The sequence below is a fragment of the Sphingomonas melonis DAPP-PG 224 genome, from assembly GCF_000379045.1.
In the GTDB taxonomy this organism is placed as follows: Bacteria; Pseudomonadota; Alphaproteobacteria; order Sphingomonadales; family Sphingomonadaceae; genus Sphingomonas; species Sphingomonas aquatilis.
In genome coordinates, this window is the sequence record NZ_KB900605.1 from 677,657 (window position 1) to 700,000 (window position 22,344).

General features: G+C 66.7%; 16 protein-coding genes, 2 tRNA genes and 2 rRNA genes (1 of these 20 running past the window's edge). 8 read left to right on the plus strand and 12 right to left on the minus strand.

The genetic code is table 11. The features are described 5' to 3' along the window. Positions 1 to 21: 21 nt before the first annotated feature. Complete coding sequence (locus SPHME3_RS0103350; RefSeq protein WP_017977262.1) at positions 22 to 552, minus strand: peroxiredoxin; 531 nt, start codon at positions 550 to 552, stop codon at positions 22 to 24. Between the two features lie 71 nt (positions 553 to 623). On the opposite strand from SPHME3_RS0103350, the gene SPHME3_RS0103355 reads away from it, so the two are divergent. Continuing rightward, complete coding sequence (locus SPHME3_RS0103355) at positions 624 to 1,433, plus strand: inositol monophosphatase family protein (RefSeq protein ID WP_017977261.1); 810 nt, start codon at positions 624 to 626, stop codon at positions 1,431 to 1,433. Positions 1,434 to 1,757: 324 nt separating this feature from the next. Here the strand turns inward: SPHME3_RS0103355 and SPHME3_RS0103360 are convergent, their stop codons facing one another. Further along, positions 1,758 to 3,875, minus strand: a complete 2,118-nt coding sequence (locus SPHME3_RS0103360; RefSeq protein ID WP_017977260.1) for an AsmA family protein — start codon at positions 3,873 to 3,875, stop codon at positions 1,758 to 1,760. Between the two features lie 171 nt (positions 3,876 to 4,046). Between SPHME3_RS0103360 and rpmI the strand changes: the two genes are divergently transcribed. The 5 genes from rpmI to pheT all read left to right on the plus strand — a co-directional run bounded on the left by rpmI (position 4,047) and on the right by pheT (position 8,819). Beyond that, positions 4,047 to 4,250, plus strand: coding sequence for a 50S ribosomal protein L35 (gene rpmI / locus SPHME3_RS0103365; RefSeq protein WP_017977259.1), 204 nt, complete (start codon positions 4,047 to 4,049; stop codon positions 4,248 to 4,250). A gap of 12 nt (positions 4,251 to 4,262) precedes the next feature. Next, positions 4,263 to 4,628, plus strand: a complete 366-nt coding sequence (rplT, locus tag SPHME3_RS0103370) for a 50S ribosomal protein L20 (protein ID WP_017977258.1) — start codon at positions 4,263 to 4,265, stop codon at positions 4,626 to 4,628. Between the two features lie 229 nt (positions 4,629 to 4,857). Next, complete coding sequence (locus tag SPHME3_RS0103375; protein ID WP_017977257.1) at positions 4,858 to 5,196, plus strand: GIY-YIG nuclease family protein; 339 nt, start codon at positions 4,858 to 4,860, stop codon at positions 5,194 to 5,196. Then, positions 5,193 to 6,308, plus strand: coding sequence for a phenylalanine--tRNA ligase subunit alpha (pheS, locus tag SPHME3_RS0103380; RefSeq protein ID WP_017977256.1), 1,116 nt, complete (start codon positions 5,193 to 5,195; stop codon positions 6,306 to 6,308). Before SPHME3_RS0103375 ends, pheS begins: the two co-directional genes overlap by 4 nt. Before the next feature lie 147 nt (positions 6,309 to 6,455). After that, positions 6,456 to 8,819 carry a phenylalanine--tRNA ligase subunit beta gene (gene pheT, locus SPHME3_RS0103385; protein WP_017977255.1) on the plus strand — a complete coding sequence of 788 codons (2,364 nt, stop codon included), beginning with the start codon at positions 6,456 to 6,458 and terminating at the stop codon, positions 8,817 to 8,819. 304 nt (positions 8,820 to 9,123) lie between these two features. Here pheT and SPHME3_RS0103390 read toward each other — a convergent pair whose 3' ends face one another. Next, positions 9,124 to 9,486, minus strand: coding sequence for a tRNA-binding protein (locus tag SPHME3_RS0103390; RefSeq protein ID WP_017977254.1), 363 nt, complete (start codon positions 9,484 to 9,486; stop codon positions 9,124 to 9,126). Further along, complete coding sequence (locus SPHME3_RS0103395; protein WP_017977253.1) at positions 9,473 to 10,147, minus strand: glutathione S-transferase family protein; 675 nt, start codon at positions 10,145 to 10,147, stop codon at positions 9,473 to 9,475. The genes SPHME3_RS0103390 and SPHME3_RS0103395 overlap by 14 nt, the downstream gene beginning before the upstream one ends. A 42-nt stretch (positions 10,148 to 10,189) precedes the next feature. Between SPHME3_RS0103395 and SPHME3_RS0103400 the strand changes: the two genes are divergently transcribed. Further along, the gene (locus SPHME3_RS0103400) at positions 10,190 to 10,381 is read left to right on the plus strand and encodes a hypothetical protein (protein ID WP_017977252.1); all 192 of its coding nucleotides are present in this window, start codon (positions 10,190 to 10,192) and stop codon (positions 10,379 to 10,381) included. Between the two features lie 137 nt (positions 10,382 to 10,518). Here the strand turns inward: SPHME3_RS0103400 and gltB are convergent, their stop codons facing one another. The 5 genes from gltB to SPHME3_RS0103425 all read right to left on the minus strand — a co-directional run bounded on the left by gltB (position 10,519) and on the right by SPHME3_RS0103425 (position 19,247). Beyond that, entirely contained in the window at positions 10,519 to 15,060 is a 4,542-nt protein-coding gene (gene gltB / locus SPHME3_RS0103405; protein ID WP_017977251.1) for a glutamate synthase large subunit, read from the minus strand. Next, positions 15,057 to 15,797: a DUF2059 domain-containing protein gene (locus SPHME3_RS0103410; RefSeq protein ID WP_231292075.1), complete on the minus strand. Its 741-nt coding sequence runs from the start codon at positions 15,795 to 15,797 to the stop codon at positions 15,057 to 15,059. Before SPHME3_RS0103410 ends, gltB begins: the two co-directional genes overlap by 4 nt. 5 nt (positions 15,798 to 15,802) lie before the next feature. Then, complete coding sequence (locus SPHME3_RS0103415) at positions 15,803 to 17,236, minus strand: NAD(P)-dependent oxidoreductase (protein ID WP_017977249.1); 1,434 nt, start codon at positions 17,234 to 17,236, stop codon at positions 15,803 to 15,805. A 153-nt stretch (positions 17,237 to 17,389) separates the two neighbouring features. Continuing rightward, complete coding sequence (locus tag SPHME3_RS0103420; RefSeq protein ID WP_017977248.1) at positions 17,390 to 18,187, minus strand: undecaprenyl-diphosphate phosphatase; 798 nt, start codon at positions 18,185 to 18,187, stop codon at positions 17,390 to 17,392. A gap of 130 nt (positions 18,188 to 18,317) precedes the next feature. Further along, complete coding sequence (locus tag SPHME3_RS0103425; RefSeq protein WP_017977247.1) at positions 18,318 to 19,247, minus strand: complex I NDUFA9 subunit family protein; 930 nt, start codon at positions 19,245 to 19,247, stop codon at positions 18,318 to 18,320. Positions 19,248 to 19,356: 109 nt separating this feature from the next. Here SPHME3_RS0103425 and SPHME3_RS0103430 point away from each other — a divergent pair. Next, positions 19,357 to 19,443, plus strand: a tRNA-Leu gene (locus tag SPHME3_RS0103430). A 1,297-nt stretch (positions 19,444 to 20,740) separates the two neighbouring features. Here the strand turns inward: SPHME3_RS0103430 and SPHME3_RS0103435 are convergent. From SPHME3_RS0103435 to SPHME3_RS0103445, 3 genes are all read right to left on the minus strand, one after another. After that, positions 20,741 to 20,817 (minus strand) — tRNA-Met (locus SPHME3_RS0103435). A 131-nt stretch (positions 20,818 to 20,948) separates the two neighbouring features. After that, a 5S ribosomal RNA gene (rrf, locus tag SPHME3_RS0103440) occupies positions 20,949 to 21,063 on the minus strand. Between the two features lie 181 nt (positions 21,064 to 21,244). Continuing rightward, positions 21,245 to 22,344: ribosomal RNA gene (locus SPHME3_RS0103445) — 23S ribosomal RNA — on the minus strand; it runs 1,698 nt beyond the window's last position.

A 22,344-nucleotide genomic window follows, 5' to 3' on the forward strand; every position in this document is an offset into this window, starting at 1 on the left:
TATCAGGAAGTTTCCGTGGCTTCACTTCGCTGCGAGGCGACGAACCGCGGCGAGCGTCAACGCCACATGCTGCGCCGGGTTCATATCGTCGTGAACGAACGCGATTTTGCCGTCGCGGCCGATGACATAGCTAGTCCGCTTGGTCAGCGCGCGGCCGCCAGCATTGAGCGCGACGTCGTAATTTTTGATGACCGCGGGCCCCGCGCTCGCCACCGCGAACTTGCCCGCGCACTTTTCCGCCGAGAAGCGCTGCAGCGTCGGCACGTCGTCGGCCGACATGCCGATCACGGTCGCGCCGGCCTTCTGGAATTCGGGAATCGCTTCGGCAAAGGCATGCGCCTCGGCGTTGCAGCCGCCGGTGAAGGCCGCGGGGAAGAAATAGAGGACGACCGGGCCCTTCTTGAGCTGCTGGGCGAGATCGATGCCGACGACCTGGCCGGCGACCGCGCCGCGCGTGGCGAAGGTCGGCGCCTTCGCACCCACCGGCAGGCCGGCGATAGCAGGAGTGGCGACAAGCGCGATCGTGGCAATAGCGGCGGAAAACAGGCGCATGGAAGGGATCCTCTCGCAAAGACGTGACCGGACCCTAGCGCCTGGCCCTGCCCCGCGATAGGGCTGCGATCATGCCGATTACCGCCGCCGATATCCAGCTTGCCCAGCGCCTCGCCGACGCCGCCGGCGCGGCGATCCGCCCCTATTTCCGCGCCGACCACGGCGTCGAGCTGAAGGACGACCGCTCCCCCGTCACCCGCGCCGATCGCGAGGCGGAGGCGGCGATGCGGCGGCTGCTGGATGCCGAGGCGCCGGGCGACGGCGTGGTCGGCGAGGAATATGGCACCAAGGACGGCGTGACCGGGCGGCAATGGGTGCTCGACCCCATCGACGGCACGCGCAGCTTCACGGTGGGGCGCGCGATCTTCGGGACGCTGATCGCGCTGGTCGAGGATGGCTGGCCGCTGCTCGGCATCATCGACCAGCCGGTACAGCGCGAACGCTGGCTGGGTGTCGCCGGCCGGCCGACGACCTTCAACGGCACGCCCGCCCGCACCCGGCGCTGCGCGCAGCTTGAGGGCGCGATCGTCGCCACCACCAGCCCGCACCTGTTCGCGGATGGCGACGTGCCGCACTATATGGCGCTCGTCGCCGCCGCCTCGGGCGGGCATGCGCGGCAGGGGCCGGTCTATGGCGGCGATTGCTACAATTACGGGCTGCTGGCGAGCGGGCATCTCGACGTGGTCGCGGAATCCGGGCTGCAGCTGTATGACTTTGCGGCGCTGGTGCCGGTGGTCGAGGGCGCGGGCGGACGAATGTGCGACTGGAACGGCGACCCGCTGACCGCGGCGAGCGCGGGCCATGTGCTGGCGATCGGCGACCCGGCGCGGACGGACGACGTGCTGGAGGCGCTGCGCGCGGCGCATGGGCATGATCACTGAGGTTTGACGGGGAGTTGGAGGCGCGCGCCCTCCCCACCCGTCATCCCGGCGGAGGCCGGGATCCATGGTGGCGGTGACGGCAGTGTTTGCGCGCCGACGCGTATGGCGCGCTGTCCATGGATCCCGGCTTTCGCCGGGATGACGGAAGTGGGAGAGCGCGCGCCTTGGCCGTCGGTGTGCGGGACGCGCGCCTCACACGGTCCGTCATTCCCGCGCAGGCGGGAATCCGTACCCTCTGACGTTGCGGCTGGATGCGCGAGGGTAGCGTGTCTGGATTCCCGCCTGAGCGGGAATGACGGATTGGTAGAAGCCCCCCTCTCCCCCTCAGAAGATCCCCAGGAACTTCTTGCGCTGGGTCTTGCGTTCGCCGCCGGAGGCCTTGCCGTTTTCCTCCTTGGCGGTCGTGCCGTGGCCGACGTCGTCGCGGGGGGCGCCCTTGGTGGTGCGTTGCGCCGCGGCGGTGGCGCCGGCGAGGACCGGGCCGCAGGCGGCGGCCTTGGCGTCGCCGACGTCGACGAAGGCGAGGATGCCCGCCACCGGCGTCGCGACCACCGCCAGCCCCAGGCCGGCGCCGGCGCGGCCGAGCAGCTGGTTGCTGATCACGTCGAGCTTGGGATGCGCGAAGGTGCCGCCGATGCCGACGGGCGACTGCCCTGAGAACAGGCTGAACTTCTTGCCGTCCGCCCGGATGGCGAGGTCGACGCCCTCGGTCCGGAAGCTGAAGCCGCCGCGGCCGAGGATCACGTTCTTCGACGTATCGATCAGGATCGGGTCCGCCGCCGCGACGCCGCCGCGTACGGTGAAGCCGACCAGCCCGCAGTTGATGCGCACCGGCTCCTTCAATTTATCCTCGAACATCTTCTGTACGAAGGTGCCGATATCGAGTTCGGACAATTGCGCATTGCCGGTCGTCAGATCGCCCTGCGGAATGACGAAGGCGATGCGTCCGCGCGCGGTGCTGAGCGAATCGTGGATCGTATCGCCGCGCCCGTCGAGCCGGATGCGGCCGTGGATCGTGCCGGTCGTCCCCGCCTCTGCCACGCCATAGCCCTTCAGAAGCCGGCCGAGCGGCGTCGGCGTCAGGCGGATGTCGTAGCGGACCGCCGATGGCCGGGCGCGCGTGTCGAACACCACGTCGCTCGCCACATTGCCGCGCGCCATTGCGAAGGTGAGTGGCGAGAGGGCCAGCCGGCCGTTCTTCAGCGCCAGCGTCAGGTCGACGTTGCTGATCGGTACGTTGCGCGATCGCACGACGCCGACCGTCCACTTCAGGTCGGCATCGAAGCGCTGCATCGTCGCGATCGGCAGCGCCGCATCAGGCAGCAGCCGGCCGCTTGCCGCGCCGGCCGCCGCCGCCGCTGCCTCCGCGCCCTTGGTTGCGACGATATCGGGATTGTAGCCGATGAAGGGCGCGGCATCGATGATGTCGAGGCGCTTGGTCGCGAGCGTGGAGTCGAGGTGGAGCCGCTCGCCCGTCGTCACGGTGAGCGTGCCGGCAAGGTCGGTCGCCCCCGCCACGCCGGTAAGGCGGGTGAAGCGATAGTCCGCGCCGTCCTTCACCATTTGGCCGCGGACGCGATAGGTGCGCGTGTTGGGGATGGCGACGCCGATGATGCCGAGCAGATCGGCCATGTTGCGCCCGCGCGCGGCGACCGACAGCGGCACGCCCTCGATCTCGGCGAGCGAGGGCAAGGTGCCCGCGACGTCGATGACGTTCCCCGCCGCACGCATCCGCGCGACGAGCTGGTTCTGGCCGCGGTTCACCGTCGCATCGGGGGTGAGCAGCCGCGCGGTCAGCGTGAAGGGCGCGGTGCGGATACGGCCGGTGCCGGTGACGCCGACCGACTTGCCGATGCGCGCATCGGTCGACCGGATGTCGGCGATGGCGAGGTCGGCCGTCACCTGCATGCGCGGGTCGACGTAGCGCACGGTCGTGCCGCGCACGTTGGCGACATCGATGCGCGGGAAATCGAGCGGCTTGCCGCCCTTCTTGTCGCTGAATGTCCAGGTGTTGGTGCTGTGGTCCGGCTTCCATTCGAGGTCGACCTTGCCGTCGACGAGATCGAGCCAATAGAGCCGGCGCTTGCCCCACAGGAGCGACAGTGGCGCGATCCGCGTGTCGATCCGCGCCGCGTCGAACAGATAGGGGCGGCTGGCCCAGGCGGGGTTGGCGATCGTCATCCGCTCGGCGACGAACTTGATCTTGAACGGCGCGAAATAGAGCTGGAAGTCGCCGTCGATCCGCACTGCGCGATGCGTCTGGCCGCCGACGAATCGTTCGAAGGGCGCGCGCAGGAAGCGGCCCTTGGTGATATAGAGCACCAGCCAGATCGCGACGATCAGCGCGATGACCGCGAGCACGATGTTGCGCGCGATTCGCCACGCACGGCGGCGGCGCGCGGGCAGGATCGTCTGGGACGGGGCGGAAGCGGGCGTCTCCATCGAGTGGCCAAGCGCGTGCGCCCTCGTTCCGGTTCCGCATCGGTCCCCCGTCCTTGCGTTTTGCGTGCGGCGGCGGTATGGGGCCCGCTTCCCGAGCGAGGCGCTACAGGACTGCCCGGCCATCAAGGGCTGCCGCGGCTGTCCATGCCTGCTCATAGCGAAAGGACCAAAATGCCCAAGCTCAAGACCAAGAGCGGCGTCAAGAAGCGCTTCAAGCTGACCGCCAGCGGCCTGCTGAAGCACGGCGTCGCCGGCAAGCGCCACCGCCTGATTTCGCACAACAGCAAGTACATCCGCCAGAACCGCGGCACCAAGGTGCTGTCGAAGGCCGACACCGCGACGGTGAAGGCCTGGGCGCCGTACGGCCTCAAGTAAGGAGATCAGGACATGGCACGCGTCAAGCGGGGCGTAACCACTCGCGCCAAGCACAAGAACATCCTGTCCCAGGCGAAGGGCTATTACGGCCGTCGCAAGAACACGATCCGTATCGCTCGCCAGGCCGTCGAAAAGGCCGGCCAGTATGCGTATCGCGACCGCAAGGTGAAGAAGCGGACCTTCCGTGGTCTGTGGATCCAGCGCATCAACGCCGGCGTCCGCGCGGAAGGCCTGACCTATTCGCAGTTCATGCACGGCCTGAAGCTCGCCAACATCGACCTGGACCGGAAGGTCCTGGCCGACATCGCGATGCACGAGACGGCGGCCTTTGCCGCGATCGTCGCGCAGGCGAAGGCGGCTCTGCCCCAGGCCGCGTAACGCGCCTGACGGACGGAATGCGAAGGGGCGTCGGTGGCAACACCGGCGCCCTTTTTGGTTTGGGGGTGGTGATCGGCGGCCGCCTCCCCCTTTTCGTCATCCCGGCGCACGCCGGGATCCATGGATTGGGGCCGCTGGCGTTTGCATGCTACCATCGGCCACACCCCCTCCATGGATCCCGACTTTCGTCGGGATGACGAAGGTGGGGGCGGGAAGGGGCAACCCATTCATGCGCGACGTCTTCCAGCCTTGCGTCTACATTCTCGCCAGCCGTCGACATGGCACGCTCTATATCGGCGTCACCTCAAACCTGCTCGCACGCCTCGTCCAGCATCGCGAGGGCTTGATCCCCGGCTTCACCAAGGCATACGGCGTCCACGTCCTCATCTGGTATGAGGTACACGCCACGATGGAAGCCGCCATCGTGCGCGAGAAGCGGCTGAAAGAATGGCGGCGCGCGTGGAAGATCGAGCTGATCGAAGCGCAGAACGAAGACTGGGGCGATCTCGGCGTCGGATTGGGGCTTGCCCCCCTGCCGCCGGTCCCGACGAAAGAGAGCATGACGTGACGCAAGACCTCGACACCCTGCGCGGCCAACTGATCGCCGCGATCGAATCCGCCGCAAGCCTCGATGCGCTCGAGGCGGTGCGGGTCGAGGCGCTCGGCAAGCAGGGCAGCGTCACCACACTGCTGAAGACGCTGGGCAAGATGAGCCCCGAGGAGCGCCAGGTCGAAGGGCCGCGGATCAACGGCTTGCGCGAGGCGGTCGCGACCGGCATCGCCACGCGCAAAGAGGCGCTGGAGCGCGCGGCGCTGGATGCGCGGCTGGCGAGCGAAACGCTCGACATGACGCTGCCCGCCGAGGCGCCGCTCGCCGGCACCGTCCACCCGGTCAGCCAGGTGATGGACGAACTGGCCGAGATCTTCGCCGACCTGGGATTCGCGGTCGCGACGGGGCCGGAGATCGAGACCGACTGGCACAATTTCAGCGCGCTCAACATTCCGGAGACGCATCCGGCGCGCGCGATGCACGACACCTTCTACCTGCAACAGGGGATCGACGCGAAGGCGGACGGCAGCTTCGACGAGCGCACAACCTTCTCGCTGCTGCGCACGCATACGTCGCCGGTGCAGATCCGCACGATGCTGGACCAGCAGCCGCCGATCCGCATCATCGCGCCGGGCCGCACCTATCGCTCTGATTCGGATGCGACGCACACGCCGATGTTCCATCAGGTCGAAGGGCTGGTGATCGACAAGGGCATCACGCTCGGCCACCTGAAATGGACGCTGGAGACGTTCCTGAAGGCGTTCTTCGAGCGCGACGACATCGTGCTGCGCCTGCGCCCGAGCTATTTCCCGTTCACCGAACCGTCGGCGGAAGTCGACGTCGGCTATACGATCGAGAAGGGCAAGCGCGTGATCGGTGGGTCGGGCGGCGGCTGGATGGAGGTGCTGGGCAGCGGCATGGTCCACCCCAAGGTCATCGAAGCGTGCGGGCTGGACCCCAACGAATGGCAGGGCTTTGCGTTCGGCTGCGGGATCGACCGGCTCGCCATGCTGAAATACGGCATGGACGACCTTCGCCCCTTCTTCGACGGCGATATCCGCTGGCTGAAGCATTACGGCTTTTCGAGCCTGGACGTGCCGACGCTGTCGGGCGGCGTCGGGGCGGCGTAAAGCTCCGCGCTCGTATCCGTCATCCCGGCGCACGCCGGGATCCATGGATACGGCGCAGGACATAAGGATACGGCCCGCCCGCCCCAAGGCCGACCGCGTCCATGGATCCCGGCTTTCGCCGGGATGACGATCAGAACGGAACGACCGATGAAATTCACCCTCTCCTGGCTCAAGGACCACCTGACCACCGACGCGAGCCTCGACGATATCGTCGACGGCCTGACGCGCATCGGGCTGGAGGTGGAGGGCGTCCACAACCCCGGCGAGGCGCTGCAGGCGTTCCGCGTCGCGCGTATCCTGTCCGCCGAGCGTCACCCGCAGGCCGACAAGCTGCAGGTGCTGAGCGTCGATGCCGGTGACGGTCCGATGCAGGTCGTCTGCGGCGCGCCCAACGCACGCGCCGGCCTGGTCGGCGTGTTCGGCGCGCCGGGTGCCTATGTTCCCGGCCTCGACGTGACGCTGAAGGTCGCGGCGATCCGCGGCGTCGAATCGAACGGCATGATGTGTTCGGCGCGCGAGCTGGAGATCGGCGAGGGCCATGACGGCATCATCGAACTGCCCGAGGACGCGCCGGTCGGCACCCCCTACCCCGACTATGCCGGGCTGAACGATCCGGTCATCGACGTATCGATCACGCCCAACCGGCAGGATTGCATGGGCGTGCACGGCATCGCGCGCGACCTCGCCGCCGCCGGCCTCGGCACGTTGGTGCCGCCGACCGTGCCCGCGATCGATGCGCAAGGCCCCGGTCCGGACGTGGCGATCGAGGACGCCGCCGGCTGCCCGGCCTTTTACGCACAGGCGGTCACCGGCCTCACCAATGGCGAGGCGCCGGAATGGATGCGCCAGCGGCTGACCGCGATCGGGCAGAAGCCGATCTCGACCTTGGTCGACATCACCAATTACATGACTGTCGACCTCGGGCGCCCGCTACACGTCTATGATCGCGCGAAGCTGACCGGCGGCCTCGTCGCGCGATCCGCCCGCGACGGGGAGACGATTGAGGCGCTGAACGGCAAGACCTATACGTTGCGTGAGGGCATGACCGTCATCGCCGACGAGACGGGCGTTCACGACATCGGCGGCATCATGGGCGGCGAGCATTCCAGCGTCACAGCCGAGACGACCGACGTCGTCATCGAATGCGCCTATTTCGCGCCCGACGCGATCGCGCGGACGGGCCAGGCGCTCACGCTCACCAGCGATGCGCGCCAGCGGTTCGAGCGCGGCGTCGACCCGGCGTTCCTCGACGACGGCCTGGCCATCGCGACCTTCCTCGTCCAGCACTATTGCGGTGGCACGGCGAGTGCCGTGACGCGGGCGGGCGAACCGCCGGTGGCGCCGCGGACGATTGGCTACGATCCGGCACGCGCCGAGACGTTGGGGGGCCTTGCCGTGGCGCCGGAGCGGCAGCGCGCGATCCTCGAACGGCTCGGCTTCACGGTCGACGGCGACTGGACCGTCACCGTGCCGACGTGGCGCCGGGATATCGACGGCCCTGCCGATCTGGTCGAGGAAGTGATCCGCATCGAGGGGATCGATAAGGTCGCGCCCGTCGCGCTGCCGCGCACGCCCGGCGTCGCGCGCCCGACCGCCACGCCCGAACAGAAGCTGGAACGCCGCGTCCGCCGCGCCGCCGCCGCGCGCGGGCTGGACGAGGCGGTGACGTGGAGCTTCCTCAGCGAAGCACAAGCCGCGCCGTTCGGCGGGGGCACGTGGAGCCTCGCCAACCCGATCAGCGAAGACCTGAAGGTCATGCGGCCGTCGCTGCTGCCCGGCCTGCTGTCGGCGAGCGCGCGCAACCTGAAGCGCGGCATCGCGACCGTGCGGCTGTTCGAGATCGGCCGCCGTTACCTGGCCGGTGGCGAGCATCCGACCGTCGGTGTCGTGCTGGCGGGCCATGCGCGCGAGCGCGGCTGGCGTGCAGGCAAGGCGGCGGGCTTCGACGCCTATGACGCCAAGGCGGAGGCGCTGGCGCTGCTCGCCGCGGCGGGGGCGCCGGTCGACAATCTGCAGGTGATGGGCGAGGCAGGCGGCGCGTGGCACCCCGGCCAGTCGGGCACGCTGCGGCTGGGGCCGAAGACGGTACTGGCGCGCTTCGGCATGCTGCACCCCAGCCTGCTCAAGGCGTTCGACCTGGACGGCACGGTCGCGGCGGTGGAAGTATATCTCGATGCGCTGCCCGCCAAGCGCAGCGGCGGCTTCATGCGCTCGGCCTTCGCGCCGCCGGCGCTGCAATCGGTGCGCCGCGACTTCGCCTTCCTGGTGCCGCAGGGCGTCAGCGCCGACGCGCTGGTGCGCGCGGTGCGATCGGCGGACAAGGCGGCGATCACGGGGGCACGCGTGTTCGACGTGTTTACCGGCGCCGGCGTCGACGAGGGGTTCAAGTCGGTCGCGGTGGAGGCGGTGCTGCAACCCGCCGACAAGAGTTTCACCGATGAGGCGCTGAAGGCCATCGCCGACAAGATCGTCGCGGCGGCGGCGAAACAGGGTGCGGTGCTGCGGAGCTGATCCGCGGCACCTGTGTTGGCACGGGCGGGCGACGCGACCTGCCCGTATGCGTCGCCGCGGCGCGGGCTGGGGGGCTGTAGCGGCTTCTGGCGGACGCCTTCACCGGGAGACCCCGGCCTGCGCTGGGGTGACGGCGGGTACGTGAGGGCTTGGCCGGAGCGACGCGATACGGGGTGCTATCTAACGCGGTGACGGGGCGGGCATTCTCGTTCCCAGCAACGAAGCCTTACCCTGACCTCCCCCTCCGTCATGCCTTCGGCATGCCACCTCCCACTGGCGGGGGAGGACTTGAAGGGGCGCGATGTTAGAAGAGGCGACCGCCGTTCGGCACCGGCTGATCGGGGGCGATCAGTACCACCTTCCCGTCCGCATCGGGGAAGCCGAGCGTCAGCACTTCGGACATGACCGGCCCGATCTGGCGCGGCGGGAAGTTGACCACCGCGGCGACCTGACGCCCGACCAAATCTTCGGGCGTGTAGTGCGTGGTGATCTGCGCCGACGATCGTTTGATGCCGATGCCCTCGCCGAAATCGATGCGCAGCTTGATCGCGGGCTTGCGCGCTTCGGGAAAGGGTTCGGCGGCGACGATCGTGCCGACTCGGATGTCGACGCGCTCGAACTCGTCGAACGTCAGGGGATCGGAGGCGGCGAGCTCAGAAGTCGACATTGTCGTAATGCGCCGGAGGGCCGATCAATTCCATCCGCTCGGACAGCAACGGGCGGAAGCTGGGGCGGCTCTTGAAGCCGCGATACCAGCGCGCGGTCTGATCATGCCCCTTCCAGTCGATGCCGCCGAGATAGTCCGCCACCGAGATCTGCGCGGCGGCGGCAAGGTCGGCGAGGCTCATCGTCGCGCCGCCCAGCCAGTTGCGGTGATCGAGCAGGTAATCGGTGTAATCGAGATGGCTGACCGCCGCCTTCATCGCCTCGCGTAGGCCCTTGGCATCGGGCGAGGCGCGGTGGGCGAGGCGCTTGACGACGCGCTCGTGGAGCAGCGGCCCGGTGACGTCACGATAGAAATGCGTGTCGAACCACGTCACCAGCCGGCGAATTTCGGCGCGGTTGGCGGCGGTGCCGTTGATCGTCGCCGCCTTGTCGACCGTTTCCTCGAAATATTCGCAGATCGCCATCGAATCGATCAGCGGCGCGCCCGGGCGGCTGGCGTCGACCATCACCGGCGTTTCGCCCGCGGGGTTCATGTCCATGAACTCGTCGCGCCGCTCCCACGGCGATTCGCGCACCAGCTGATAGCCGATGCCCTTTTCACCGAGCAGCAGCCGCACCTTGCGGCTGAACGGGCACAGGGGGAATTGGTAGAGCTGCCACATGCCTGCGGTGTTAGAAGCATGGGCGGATGGAGGGAAGCAGTGATGGCCCCAGATAAAGGGGTTCGCATCATCGATGGCGTAATCCACATCGACCATGCGGAGATCGAAGCTGGGCTACGCGCATTGGCCGCGCGTTGGCAGGTCACCGTTGAGGAGGCGTTGGGGATCGTGCTGCGCAACGCCTTGGCCGAGCAGGGACTCGATATGCCGGGCCAGCCGACGGTGGTGGAATAAGGACGCTTCCCGCCTATTCGTCATTCCGGCGCACGCCGGAATCCATGGATGTGCGCGGCTGAGGATACGCGCTTCAGCGACTGCACTGCCTTCCATGGATCCCGGCGTACGCCGGGATGACGAACTGTTGTCTATCCCTATTCCGCCGCCACCGCTTCGATCGTGTCGTCGAGCGGGTGCGTCTGGCGGGAGAGCATTTCCTTCGGGATCACCTGCCAGAAATCGCCGGCGATCCGGTCCCAGTCGGCGAGCAGGCTCTTCGACCATTTGCTGTCGGTGGCCTTGGCGTGGCGTTCGACCAAGTCCTTGAGCACGCCTTCCCAATGCGCCGAGGCGAGGCGCTGCCAGACGATGCTGTCGGGGTTGGCGCGGCGTTCGAAGGTCGCGTGCGGATCGTAGACGAAAGCCATGCCGCCGGTCATGCCGGCGCCGAAATTCTGGCCGACCGTGCCCAGCAGCACCGCGACGCCGCCGGTCATATATTCGCAGCCATTGGCGCCGCAGCCCTCGACCACCACGGTCGCGCCCGAATTGCGCACCGCGAAGCGCTCGCCCGCCTGCCCCGCCGCAAGCAGCGTGCCGCTCGTCGCGCCATAGAGGCAGGTATTGCCGGCGATCGTATTGTCCTGACTGGCGAGCGGTGACGACACCGCCGGCCGCAGGATGATCGTGCCGCCCGACAGGCCCTTGCCGACATAATCGTTGGCGTCGCCGAACACCTCCAGCGTGATGCCCTTACACATGAAGGCGCCGAGCGACTGGCCGGCGGAGCCGCGCAGCCGGATCGTGACGTGGCCGTCGGCGAGCTTGCTCATCCCGAAGCGGCGCGTGATCTCGCTCGACAGGCGCGTGCCGACCGCGCGATGCGTGTTGCGCACCGAATAGGTCAGCTGCATCTTCTCGCCGCGGCTGAACACGGCGGCGGCATCCTTGATGATCTGCGCATCGAGGCTGTCGGGCACATCGTTGCGGAAGGTCGACAGGCTGAAGCGGCGCTCGGCGTCGCTCGCATCGACCTTGGCGAGGATCGGGTTCAAATCGAGGTCGTCGAGATGCTCGGCGCCGCGGCTGACCTGGCGGAGCAATTCGGTGCGGCCGATCACCTCGTCGAGGCTGCGCACGCCCAGGCGGGCGAGGATGTCGCGCACCTCTTCGGCGATGAAGGTCATCAGGTTGATGACCTTTTCGGGCGTACCGACGAACTTGCTGCGCAGCGCTTCGTCCTGCGTACAGACGCCGACCGGGCAGGTGTTCGAATGGCACTGGCGCACCATGATGCAGCCCATCGCGACCAGCGACAGCGTTCCGATGCCGAACTCTTCCGCGCCGAGGATCGCGGCGATGACAATGTCGCGACCGGTCTTGAGGCCGCCATCGGTGCGCAGGCGCACCCGGCCGCGCAGGCCGTTGAGGGTGAGGACCTGGTTGACCTCGGAAAGGCCCATTTCCCATGGCGTGCCGGCGTATTTGACGCTGGTCTGCGGGCTCGCACCCGTGCCGCCGACATGGCCGGCGACGAGGATAACGTCGGCATGTGCCTTGGCGACGCCCGCCGCGACGGTGCCGATGCCCGAGGAACTCACCAGCTTCACGCAGACGCGCGCGCGCGGGTTGATCTGCTTGAGGTCGTAGATCAGCTGCGCGAGGTCTTCGATCGAATAGATGTCGTGGTGCGGCGGCGGGCTGATCAGCGTCACGCCCGGCGTCGCATGGCGCAGCTTGGCGATGAACTCCGTCACCTTGAAGCCGGGCAGCTGCCCGCCCTCACCGGGCTTCGCCCCTTGCGCGACCTTGATCTCGATCTCTTCGCAGGCGTTGAGATATTCCGCCGTCACGCCGAAGCGGCCCGACGCGATCTGCTTGATCGTCGAATTGGCATTGTCGCCGTTTTCGTACGGGCTGAAGCGCTTGACGTCCTCGCCGCCCTCGCCCGACACCGCCTTGGCGCCGATGCGGTTCATGGCGATCGCCAGCGTCTCGTGTGCCTCCGGCGACAGCGCGCCCAGCGACATGCCGGGGGTGACGAAGCGCTTGCGGATTTCCGTGATCGCCTCGACCTGATCGACCGGCACGCCTTCGGCGGGGAAGTTGAACTGGAGCAGGTCACGCAGATAGACCGGCGGCAGATCGGCGACGCCGCGGCTGAATTGCAGGTACTGCGTGTAGCTGTCTGTCGACACCGCGGTCTGCAACAGGTGCATCAGCTGCGCCGAATAGGCGTGCGTCTCCCCGGTGTGACGCTGACGGTAGAAGCCGCCGATCGGCAGCTTCGCGACGCCTTCGTCCCACGCCTGTTCGTGGCGGACGATCGCGCTGTAGTGCAGCGAGTTATAACCCTCGCCCGAAATCTTCGCCGGCATGCCGGGGAACAGGTCGTTGACCAGGCTGCGGCTGAGGCCGACCGCTTCGAAATTATAGCCGCCGCGGTACGAGGAGATCACCGCGATCCCCATCTTGCTCATGATCTTGAGCAGGCCCTCCTCGATCGCGGTGCGGTGGCGCTTGAGGCATTCGTCCAAGGACAGGTCGCCGAACAGGCCGCGGGTGTGGCGGTCGACGATCGCGGCTTCGGCGAGATAGGCGTTCACCGTCGTCGCGCCGACGCCGATCAGCACGGCATAATAATGCGTGTCGAGGCATTCGGCTGAGCGGACGTTGATCGAGGCGTAGGAGCGCAGCCCCCGGCGAACGAGATGCGTGTGCACCGCCGCCGCCGCGAGCACGCCGGCGATCGCGATCCGGTCTTCGGAGACGTGCTCGTCGGTCAGGAACAGCTCGCTCTTGCCCTGGCGCACCGCCTGTTCGGCTTCGTTGCGGATGCGCTGGATCGCGGCGCGCAGCTTTTCGGGGCCGCCATCGGCGTCGAAGGTGCAGTCGATTTCGGTCGCAGTGCGTGCAAAATGCGCGCGCAGCCGCGCCCAATGCTGGCCGGTCAGCACCGGCGAATCGAGCACGAGCACGCGGTCGCGCTGATCCTCGGTATCGAGGATGTTGGCGAGATTGCCGAAGCGCGTCTTGAGCGACATGACATAGCGTTCGCGCAAGGAATCGATCGGCGGGTTCGTCACCTGGCTGAAGTTCTGGCGGAAGAACTGGCTGATCAGGCGCGGCTTGTCGCTGATGACGGCGAGCGGCGTGTCGTCGCCCATCGAGCCGACGGCTTCCTTGCCCGTCTCGACCATCGGCGCGAGGATCAGCTCCATATCCTCCAGCGTCTGGCCGGCGGCGACCTGGCGGCGCGTGAGGCCCGCGCGATCGTAGCGGACCAGCGCGTCGGGCACGTCGGGCAGATCGTCGAGCGTGTGGAATTCGCCGATCATCGCGGCATAGTCATGCTCGCCGGCGATGCGGTCCTTGACCTCGCGATCGTTCATCACCCGGCCTTCGTCGAGGTCGACCGCGATCATCTGGCCCGGCCCCAGCCGGCCCTTGGCGACGATCGTCGATTCGGGGACGACGACCATGCCGGTTTCCGATCCGACGATCAGCAGACCGTCCGACGTGCGCGTATACCGCAGCGGGCGCAGCGCGTTGCGGTCGACGCCCGCCACCGCCCAGCGGCCGTCGGTCATCGCCAGCGCAGCGGGGCCGTCCCACGGCTCCATGACGGACGCGAGATACTGATACATGGCGGCGTGATCGGCGGGGACGTCGGTGTCCTTCTGCCACGCTTCGGGCACCAGCATGATCTTCGCGGTCGGGGCGTCGCGGCCGGAGCGGCAGATCGTCTCGAACACCGCGTCGAGCGCCGCGGTGTCGCTGGCGCCCGCCGGGATCACCGGCTTGATGTCTTCCGAATGCTCGCCGAACGCCAGGCTCGCCATGCGGATTTCGTGGCTGAGCATCCAGTTCTTGTTGCCGCGAACCGTGTTGATCTCGCCGTTATGCGCCAGGCAGCGGAACGGCTGCGCCAGCCACCATTGCGGGAAGGTGTTGGTGGAATAGCGCTGGTGGAAGATCGCGACGCGCGATTCGAACCGCTGGTCCTGCAAATCGGGGTAGAAGACCGACAGGCTCTCGGCGAGGAACAGGCCCTTGTAGACGATCGAGCGGCACGACAGCGAACAGATGTAGAAGCCCTGGATCTGCGCGGCGATGACGCGCTTTTCGATCCGGCGACGGACCAGATACAGGTTCTTTTCGAATTCGGCGGCATCGACGTCGTCCGGCATCGGACCGGCGATCATGATCTGCTCGATCTCGGGCCGCGTCGCCTGCGCCTTCATGCCGATGACCGACACGTCGACGGGCACCTGGCGCCAGCCGTAGATCGTGTAGCCGGCCTCGATGATCGCGCTCTCGACGATCGTGCGGCACGTCTCCTGCGCGCCAAGGTCGGTGCGCGGCAGGAAGATCATGCCGACTGCCAGCCGGTTGGGCAGCACCTTGTGGCCGCTGGCGACGACGGCATCGTCGAAGAAGCGGTGCGGCAGGTCGATGTGGATGCCCGCGCCGTCGCCGGTCTTGCCGTCGGCGTCCACCGCGCCGCGATGCCACACCGCCTTCAGCGCATCGACCGCCGACTGCACGACGCGCCGCGAGGCGCGGCCATCGGTCGCGGCGACGAGGCCGACGCCGCAGGCGTCGCCTTCGGTATCGGGACGATACATGCCGTGCTCGGCGAGATAGGCGCGCTGATCGATCTTCATGGGGTCGGTCTTCATGGCGTCGGTCATCATGACGTCACCTTGGGATCGTGGAGTTTGCTCGGATCGACACCCAGCGCCTTGGCAAGCTTGGCGCGTTCGGCGGGGGTCATGGTGTCGAGTTTACGAACCGGCGGCAGGCCGGCGGTGGCTTTCTGCGCCGCTTCGATGAAATGCGGCATCTGCTGCATCATCTTGGGCATGAGATCCTTCATCGACGCCATCACCGCTGGATCGGTCATGATCGTCGTCGCGCGGGCGGCGTATTTGGCGCCGGTCGGGGTCGAGAAGTACCGGTCGAGGTCGGTCAGTTCGGCAACGGTGAAGTGATCGGCGTAGGCGTGTGCCATCGCCTCCCGCAGCGTCGGCTCCATCGTCGTGAAGAAATCGCCCATCGCGCCGAACATGGCCTGCATCGTCAATTGCTGACGCCGCTGCCAATACGGATCGTAGATCGCCATCACCTCTTCGATGTTGACCTTGTCGAGCGCCTTGGCCTCTGCCGGTGTCAGGCCACCCAGTTCCGCGATCTGGCGGAGCGGCATCGCTTTCAGCGCGTCGCCCATGCTGCCCGTGATCGCCTGCATCGACCCCGACATGACGGTTTTGTAGACGCCCGGTGGCAACAATCGCGCGGCAACCTTGCGCGCCTCGACAAGCGCCTCTTGCGAAGGCGGGGCCGTTTCGGTGGCGACGACCGGCGCCGATGGCGCGGTCTGTGCCAGTGCCACGCCCGGCATCAGGGCGCACAGCGCCGCCGCGATCCTCATGGTCTTCACGCCGCGACCCTCCCGGCCTTCGCCTTGGCCTTCAGCCACTTGTGCATCGTCGCGGCGACGTCGCGGCCGTCGCGGATGGCCCAGACGACCAGGCTCGCACCGCGGACGATGTCGCCGGCGGCGAACACGCCGTCGAGGCTGGTCATCAGCGACTTGCCGTCGACCAGCACCGTGCCCCAACGGCTGACGCCCAGTTCGGGCGCGCCGAACAGCGTCGGCAGGTCTTCGGCATCGAAGCCCAACGCCTTCACGACCAGATTGGCCTGCAGCGTGAAGTCTCCGCTGGGATCGGGTTCGGGCGCGCGGCGGCCGCTGGCGTCGGCGGCGCCCAGGCGCATTTTCCGCGCACGGACCGTGCCGTCGGCGTCGAAGGCGGCGGGGGCAGACAGCCAGACGAATTCGGCGCCCTCCTCCTCGGCATTGGCGACCTCGCGCTGGCTGCCAGGCATGTTGGTGCGATCGCGGCGATAGAGGCACTTCACGCTAGCCGCGCCCTGGCGGATCGCGGTGCGCACGCAGTCCATCGCGGTGTCGCCGCCGCCGATCACGACGACATGCTTGCCCTCGGCGTTCAGCGCGCCGCCATCGAACGCCGGCACCGCATCGCCGAAGCCCTTGCGATTCGACGCGATCAGATAGTCGAGCGCCGCGACGACGCGGCTGTCGTCGCCGCCTGCGACATCGAGCGCGCGGGCCTTGTAGACGCCGGTCGCGATCAGCACCGCGTCGTGACGCTGGCGCAATGCGTCCAGGCTCGCATCCTCGCCGACGCGGAAGCCTTCGTGGAAGACGATGCCGCCTGCCTTCAGCCGCTCAACGCGGCGCATGACGACGGGCTTTTCCAGCTTGAAGCCGGGGATGCCATAGGTCAGCAGCCCGCCGGCGCGGTCGTGCCGGTCGTAGACGTGGACCTCATAACCATGGCCGCGCAGAGATTCCGCCGCCGTCAGGCCCGCCGGCCCCGCGCCAATCACTGCGACCGACTGGCCGCGCGCGGGCCCCGGCACCAGCGGCTCGACCCAGCCTTCTTCCCACGCAGTATCGGTGATGAACTTCTCGACCGATCCGATCGTCACCGCGCCATGGCCGGTGAATTCGACGACGCAATTGCCCTCGCACAGCCGATCCTGCGGGCAGATGCGGCCGCAGATCTCGGGCATGGTCGAGGTGGAGTTGCTGAGCTCATAGGCTTCGCGCAGCCGCCCCTCGGCGGTCAGGCGCAGCCAGTCAGGGATATGGTTGTGCAGCGGGCAATGGACCGAGCAATAGGGCACGCCGCATTGCGAGCAGCGCCCGGCCTGATCCTCCGCCGCCGGAGGCGCGTAGCGTGCGGCGATTTCGGCGAAATCCTCCGCCCGCGCGGCAGCGTCGCGCTTGGCGGGATAGGCCTGCGGCCTGCCTACGAACTTCAGCATGGAATCGTGCGCCATAAGGCCTCCTCACGACCGCAATAGGAAGCGAAGAGGTCCATGTCATGCGCAAAATGACCGATATGGCTTATTTGCTGACCTAATATCGGCAATTATCTTTGCGATTGACTCTCATCAAGGTCGTAGCGCGCCAAATTAGGTCCGCCTTAACTCCTAACGTAACTGGAGCGCGACGAGCGCCACCGCGCCGACGATGATGCGATACCAGGCGAAGGGGGCGAAGCCGTGCCGGCTGACGATGCCGACGAACCAGCGGATCACCACGATCGCGACGACGAACGACACGACGAAGCCGATCGCGATGCTCAGCCACTCGCCCTGCCCCAACGTCGCGCCCGACTTCAGCAGATCGTAGGCGGAGGCGGCGAGCATCGTCGGAATGGCGAGGAAGAAGGAAAATTCCGCCGCCGCGCGCCGATCGACCCCCATGCTCAGCGCGCCCATGATCGTCGCGCCCGAGCGGCTGACGCCCGGGATCATCGCCAGACACTGGACGACGCCGACGCCCAGTGCGGTCGACCAGGGCATCGCCTCGACCGATTCGATCCGCGCCTGCTTCACCAGCCGTTCGATGACGAGGATCGCGATGCCGCCGACGATCAGCGCGACCGCGACGACCGTCGGGCTTTCCAGCAGCGCCTTCACCGCCTTGTAGACAACGAGGCCGATGACCATCGCCGGCAGGAAGCCGAGCACGATGTTGCGCACGAAGGCGAAGGCGCCGGGCTTCTTCGCGAACAGGCCGACCGCGACATCCCAGAACCGCCGCCAGTAGAGGACGACGACCGCCAGGATCGCGCCGAGCTGGATGACGATGTCAAAGGTCGCGGTCGCCTTGTCCTGAACGCCGAGCAGCGTGCCGGCGAGGATCAAATGCCCGGTGGAGGAGACGGGCAGGAATTCGGTGACCCCCTCGACGATGCCGAGGAGGATGACGGTGAGGAGGTCCATGCACGGTCCTTAAGGCGGGGGGCGGTAATGGGATGTCCGCTCACCCGGTCCGGTCGATGCCACCCGCGCGCCTGTGGGGCGGGGTGGCGACCGGCTCGGGGCGAACGGGGATGCGGTCGGGCCGTCCGCGTTATGCGGCGAGGGTGGCTGCGCGGCGACCGAAGCGACCGGTGCGCCGGAAGCGGACGAGCCAGTCGGGCGCGACCGCCTGCAGCGGCGTCGGGTCGACGCCCAGCGCGGACAGCCCCTCCGCCCCCGCTGCGACGACGTTGTCGTGCTGGAGCATGAGCCACTGATCCTTGGTGATCGGCGCCAGCGGCAGCGCGGCGAGCAAGGCGCCCGCGGCGTCGGGCAGTTCGACGATCGAGGGGTTGCGGCCGAGTGTCGCGGCGATCCAGCGGATGATCTCGCCCATCGTCATCACGTCCGGCCCGCCGAGCTCGAACGTGCGGCCCGCATAGGCCGCGCCGGTCGCGTTCGCCATCGCATCGCCGACGTCGGCGGCGAAGACCGGCTGGAACTTCACCGGCGCACGCAGCACCGGCACCACCGGCGCCTTGGCGACCATGCCGGCGAAGCGGTTGATGAACTGGTCTTCGCGCCCGAAGACGATCGAGGGGCGGATGATCGCCGCACCCGGGAAGGCCGCGCGCACCGCCGCCTCGCCGCGCCCCTTGCTGCTGCCATAGCCCGATGGCGCGTCGGGGTCGGCGCCGATCGCGGACATATGGACCAGGGTCTCGACGCCCGCCGCAGTCGCCGCCTCGGCGACGTTGCGCGCGCCACCGACGTGCAGCGCTTCGAAATTGCCGGACAGGATGCCGACCATGTTGATGACCGCGTCCGCGCCCGCGACGGCGCGCACGACCGTGTCCGGCTTGGTCACGTCCGCCGCAACGAACTGCGTCTGGCCAAGGCCACCCAGGGGGCGCAGGAACCAGGCATGACGCGGATCCCGCTCGGCGATGCGCACCCGGGCGCCGCCGCGCAACAGCGCCTGCACCACATAGCGACCGACGAAACCGCCGCCGCCGAAGATCGTAACCAGCTTGTCCTGCATGCGCCTCGGGCCTTTTTTTCGTCGCTGTCCTGACAATCGCCCCCTTGCCCCCCAAAAGGCGTGTTGACAAGGCACATGGCCGCCCCCTAAAGGCCGCCACCTACCCCGTGCCCAGATGGCGGAATTGGTAGACGCACCAGCTTCAGGTGCTGGCGATCGCAAGGTCGTGGAGGTTCGAGTCCTCTTCTGGGCACCATTTTCTCCTGCGATATGCAGTTGAGAGCGAGATGTGACGAGGAGCATGCCGCTGGGCTGCTCTTGCTTGTTTTCACATGTTGCGCTGACCCGATGTCGAACATTGGCAGGCGGTGTCGCTTTCATTATAATCCTCTGAGGCCATCCGGCGATGGCCCGCGTATCGGGTTGCCGGAGGCGCAACAGCATTATCACGCCGACTCGGATGTCACCCGACGGCGATCCGCAGTCGATCGGCTGCGGACGGTCCGAGGTCGTCTTTCCCCAAACCACGGCGATCCGTTGCCCACGAGGCGCTCAGGTTCGGAGGACAGCCCGCCAGTCCCAGCAGGACCTGTCCGTCGCGATGCGCGCGGGCCTGACCTTTCAGCCATCAAACCCACGCAACCACGTACTTCGCCTGGCGAGGGAGCGATGCGCCGATGGCGAAGCCAGATGATGGCGGCGCCGGGGGCCGCCGGTCAGGACCTGTTTGACGGTGTTGCGGGGATGTTACGCTAGGCTTCGGGGATAGGCCTTCGGCACAAGGACATGCCGCCTTTAACGGCATCTAAGGCGGCCGCCAGCGCGCAGGGAGCTTCGATCGTGCATGCGTATGTGTCGACGCCGCACCGCCTCTCAGCGCATGCTACAGCGCCGATGCTTGTGGCAGCGTTCCATCGCCCGGTTCGATCGGCGGGGTTATCGTCGCCTATCAATAGCCCCCTCTGCAACCCTAGGGTGCTTGGAGGGAACACCGGCACGAAACGCTCCAGCTTCGTTCTGATCTGGACAGCATGCCCGCGCCATAGCGACTCTGCGCTATCGATCTCCTGCCCCCGTCAGCGGCGGCCTCGGCGCGTTGGTCCGGGTCAGCGCACGCAACGATCAAAACGGAGCGGGTGATGGGCCTTTTTCGCCCTCGTAGCCCTGGATGGCGCGAATGAGGGCCGACACCTCGCTCCACCCGATTTGCGCCAATTGCTGGGCGCACGGCTTGGTGGCGACCAATGGGCTGAGATGCTTGGACGAGGCCGTCGCAGCCCAGCCATATGCAGTCGAAATCAGCAGATCTTTTAGTTTTCAACCGGCCGTTGGGTGTCGGCCGTGACGTTCGGCGATGGTGCTGGCCGTCATTCGGTGGCGTAGCGTCTTGAGGCGACGTGAGCGGATATGCAACGTCAGCAAGGCCGCAGGCCCGCTCCGCGGACATTGCCGCGCAAGTTCGAGCGGTTCTGTTGTGCGGTTGCGCTGGGGATGGGTGTGGGCCCAAACGCACGAAAGCCCCGGACCGGGTGGTCAGGGGCTTTTGTGAGGATTGGTTGCGGGGACAGGATTTGAACCTGTGACCTTCAGGTTATGAGCCTGACGAGCTACCGGGCTGCTCCACCCCGCGCCAAGGACCATCAAAGTGGACTTTGATGGAATGTCCGTTGGAGACGCGAGAACCCCCGCTTGTGGCGAGGGTTGCGTGTCCCGTTGGGACGAAATCATGAATGGGTTCTTGTTTCCCGCACAGGCTTCAATGCCTGGCGACGACCTACTCTTCCACTGCTTAGGCAGTAGTACCATTGGCGCAGTCGGGTTTCACGGCCGAGTTCGGGATGGGATCGGGTGGGACACCGACGCTATAGCCACCAGGCAATGAAGCGTGTGCGGGAGAGCTGAGCCGCTCGGTCGGCACGCTTCATGCGTGCTGGCCGTGCGGCTTAGCTATGGTTCAAATCGATGCGTGCACTGTTACTGGAATATGTATCTGGCGTTCGACGCTGACATCCACGCCTATCGTCGACAACCCAGGGTTGTCATTGATGGTGTGTCCTCTCAAGCGCGAATAGGACAATTAGTATCGGTTAGCTCCATGCGTTACCGCACTTCCACATCCGATCTATCAAGGTCGTGGTCTCCGACCGTCCTATGAAATCTTATCTCGAGGGAGGCTTCCCGCTTAGATGCTTTCAGCGGTTATCCCGTCCGTACATAGCTACCCTGCTGCGCCGTTGGCACGACGACAGGTACACCAGAGGTACGTTCAACCCGGTCCTCTCGTACTAGGGTCAACTCCTCTCAAATTTCGACGCCCACGGCAGATAGGGACCAAACTGTCTCGCGACGTTCTGAACCCAGCTCACGTACCACTTTAATTGGCGAACAGCCAAACCCTTGGGACCTGCTCCAGCCCCAGGATGTGATGAGCCGACATCGAGGTGCCAAACAACCCCGTCGATATGAGCTCTTGGGGGTTATCAGCCTGTTATCCCCGGCGTACCTTTTATCCGTTGAGCGATGGCCCTTCCACGAGGGACCACCGGATCACTATGACCGACTTTCGTCTCTGCTCGACTTGTCAGTCTCGCAGTCAGGCGGGCTTATGCCATTGCACTCTAACAGCCGGTTTCCAACCGGCCTGAGCCCACCATCGCGCGCCTCCGTTACTCTTTAGGAGGCGACCGCCCCAGTCAAACTACCCGCCACAGAGGGTCCCTGCACCGGCTAACGGTGCGAGGTTAGACATCAGAAAACAACAGGGTGGTATTTCACCTATGGCTCCACACCGGCTGGCGCCAATGCTTCAAAGCCTCCCACCTATGCTACACAGTTCTTTCCTAATGCCACTCTGAAGCTGCAGTAAAGGTGCACGGGGTCTTTCCGTCTAACCGCGGGTACTCCGCATCTTCACGGAGAATTCAATTTCGCTGAGCATGTCCTGGAGACAGTGGGGAAGTCGTTACGCCATTCGTGCAGGTCGGAACTTACCCGACAAGGAATTTCGCTACCTTAGGACCGTTATAGTTACGGCCGCCGTTTACCTGGGCTTCATTTCAGAGCTTGCACCCCTCCACTTAACCTTCAGGCACCGGGCAGGCGTCAGGCCCTATACGTCGTCTTGAAGCCGACTTAGCAGAGCCCTGTGTTTTTGCTA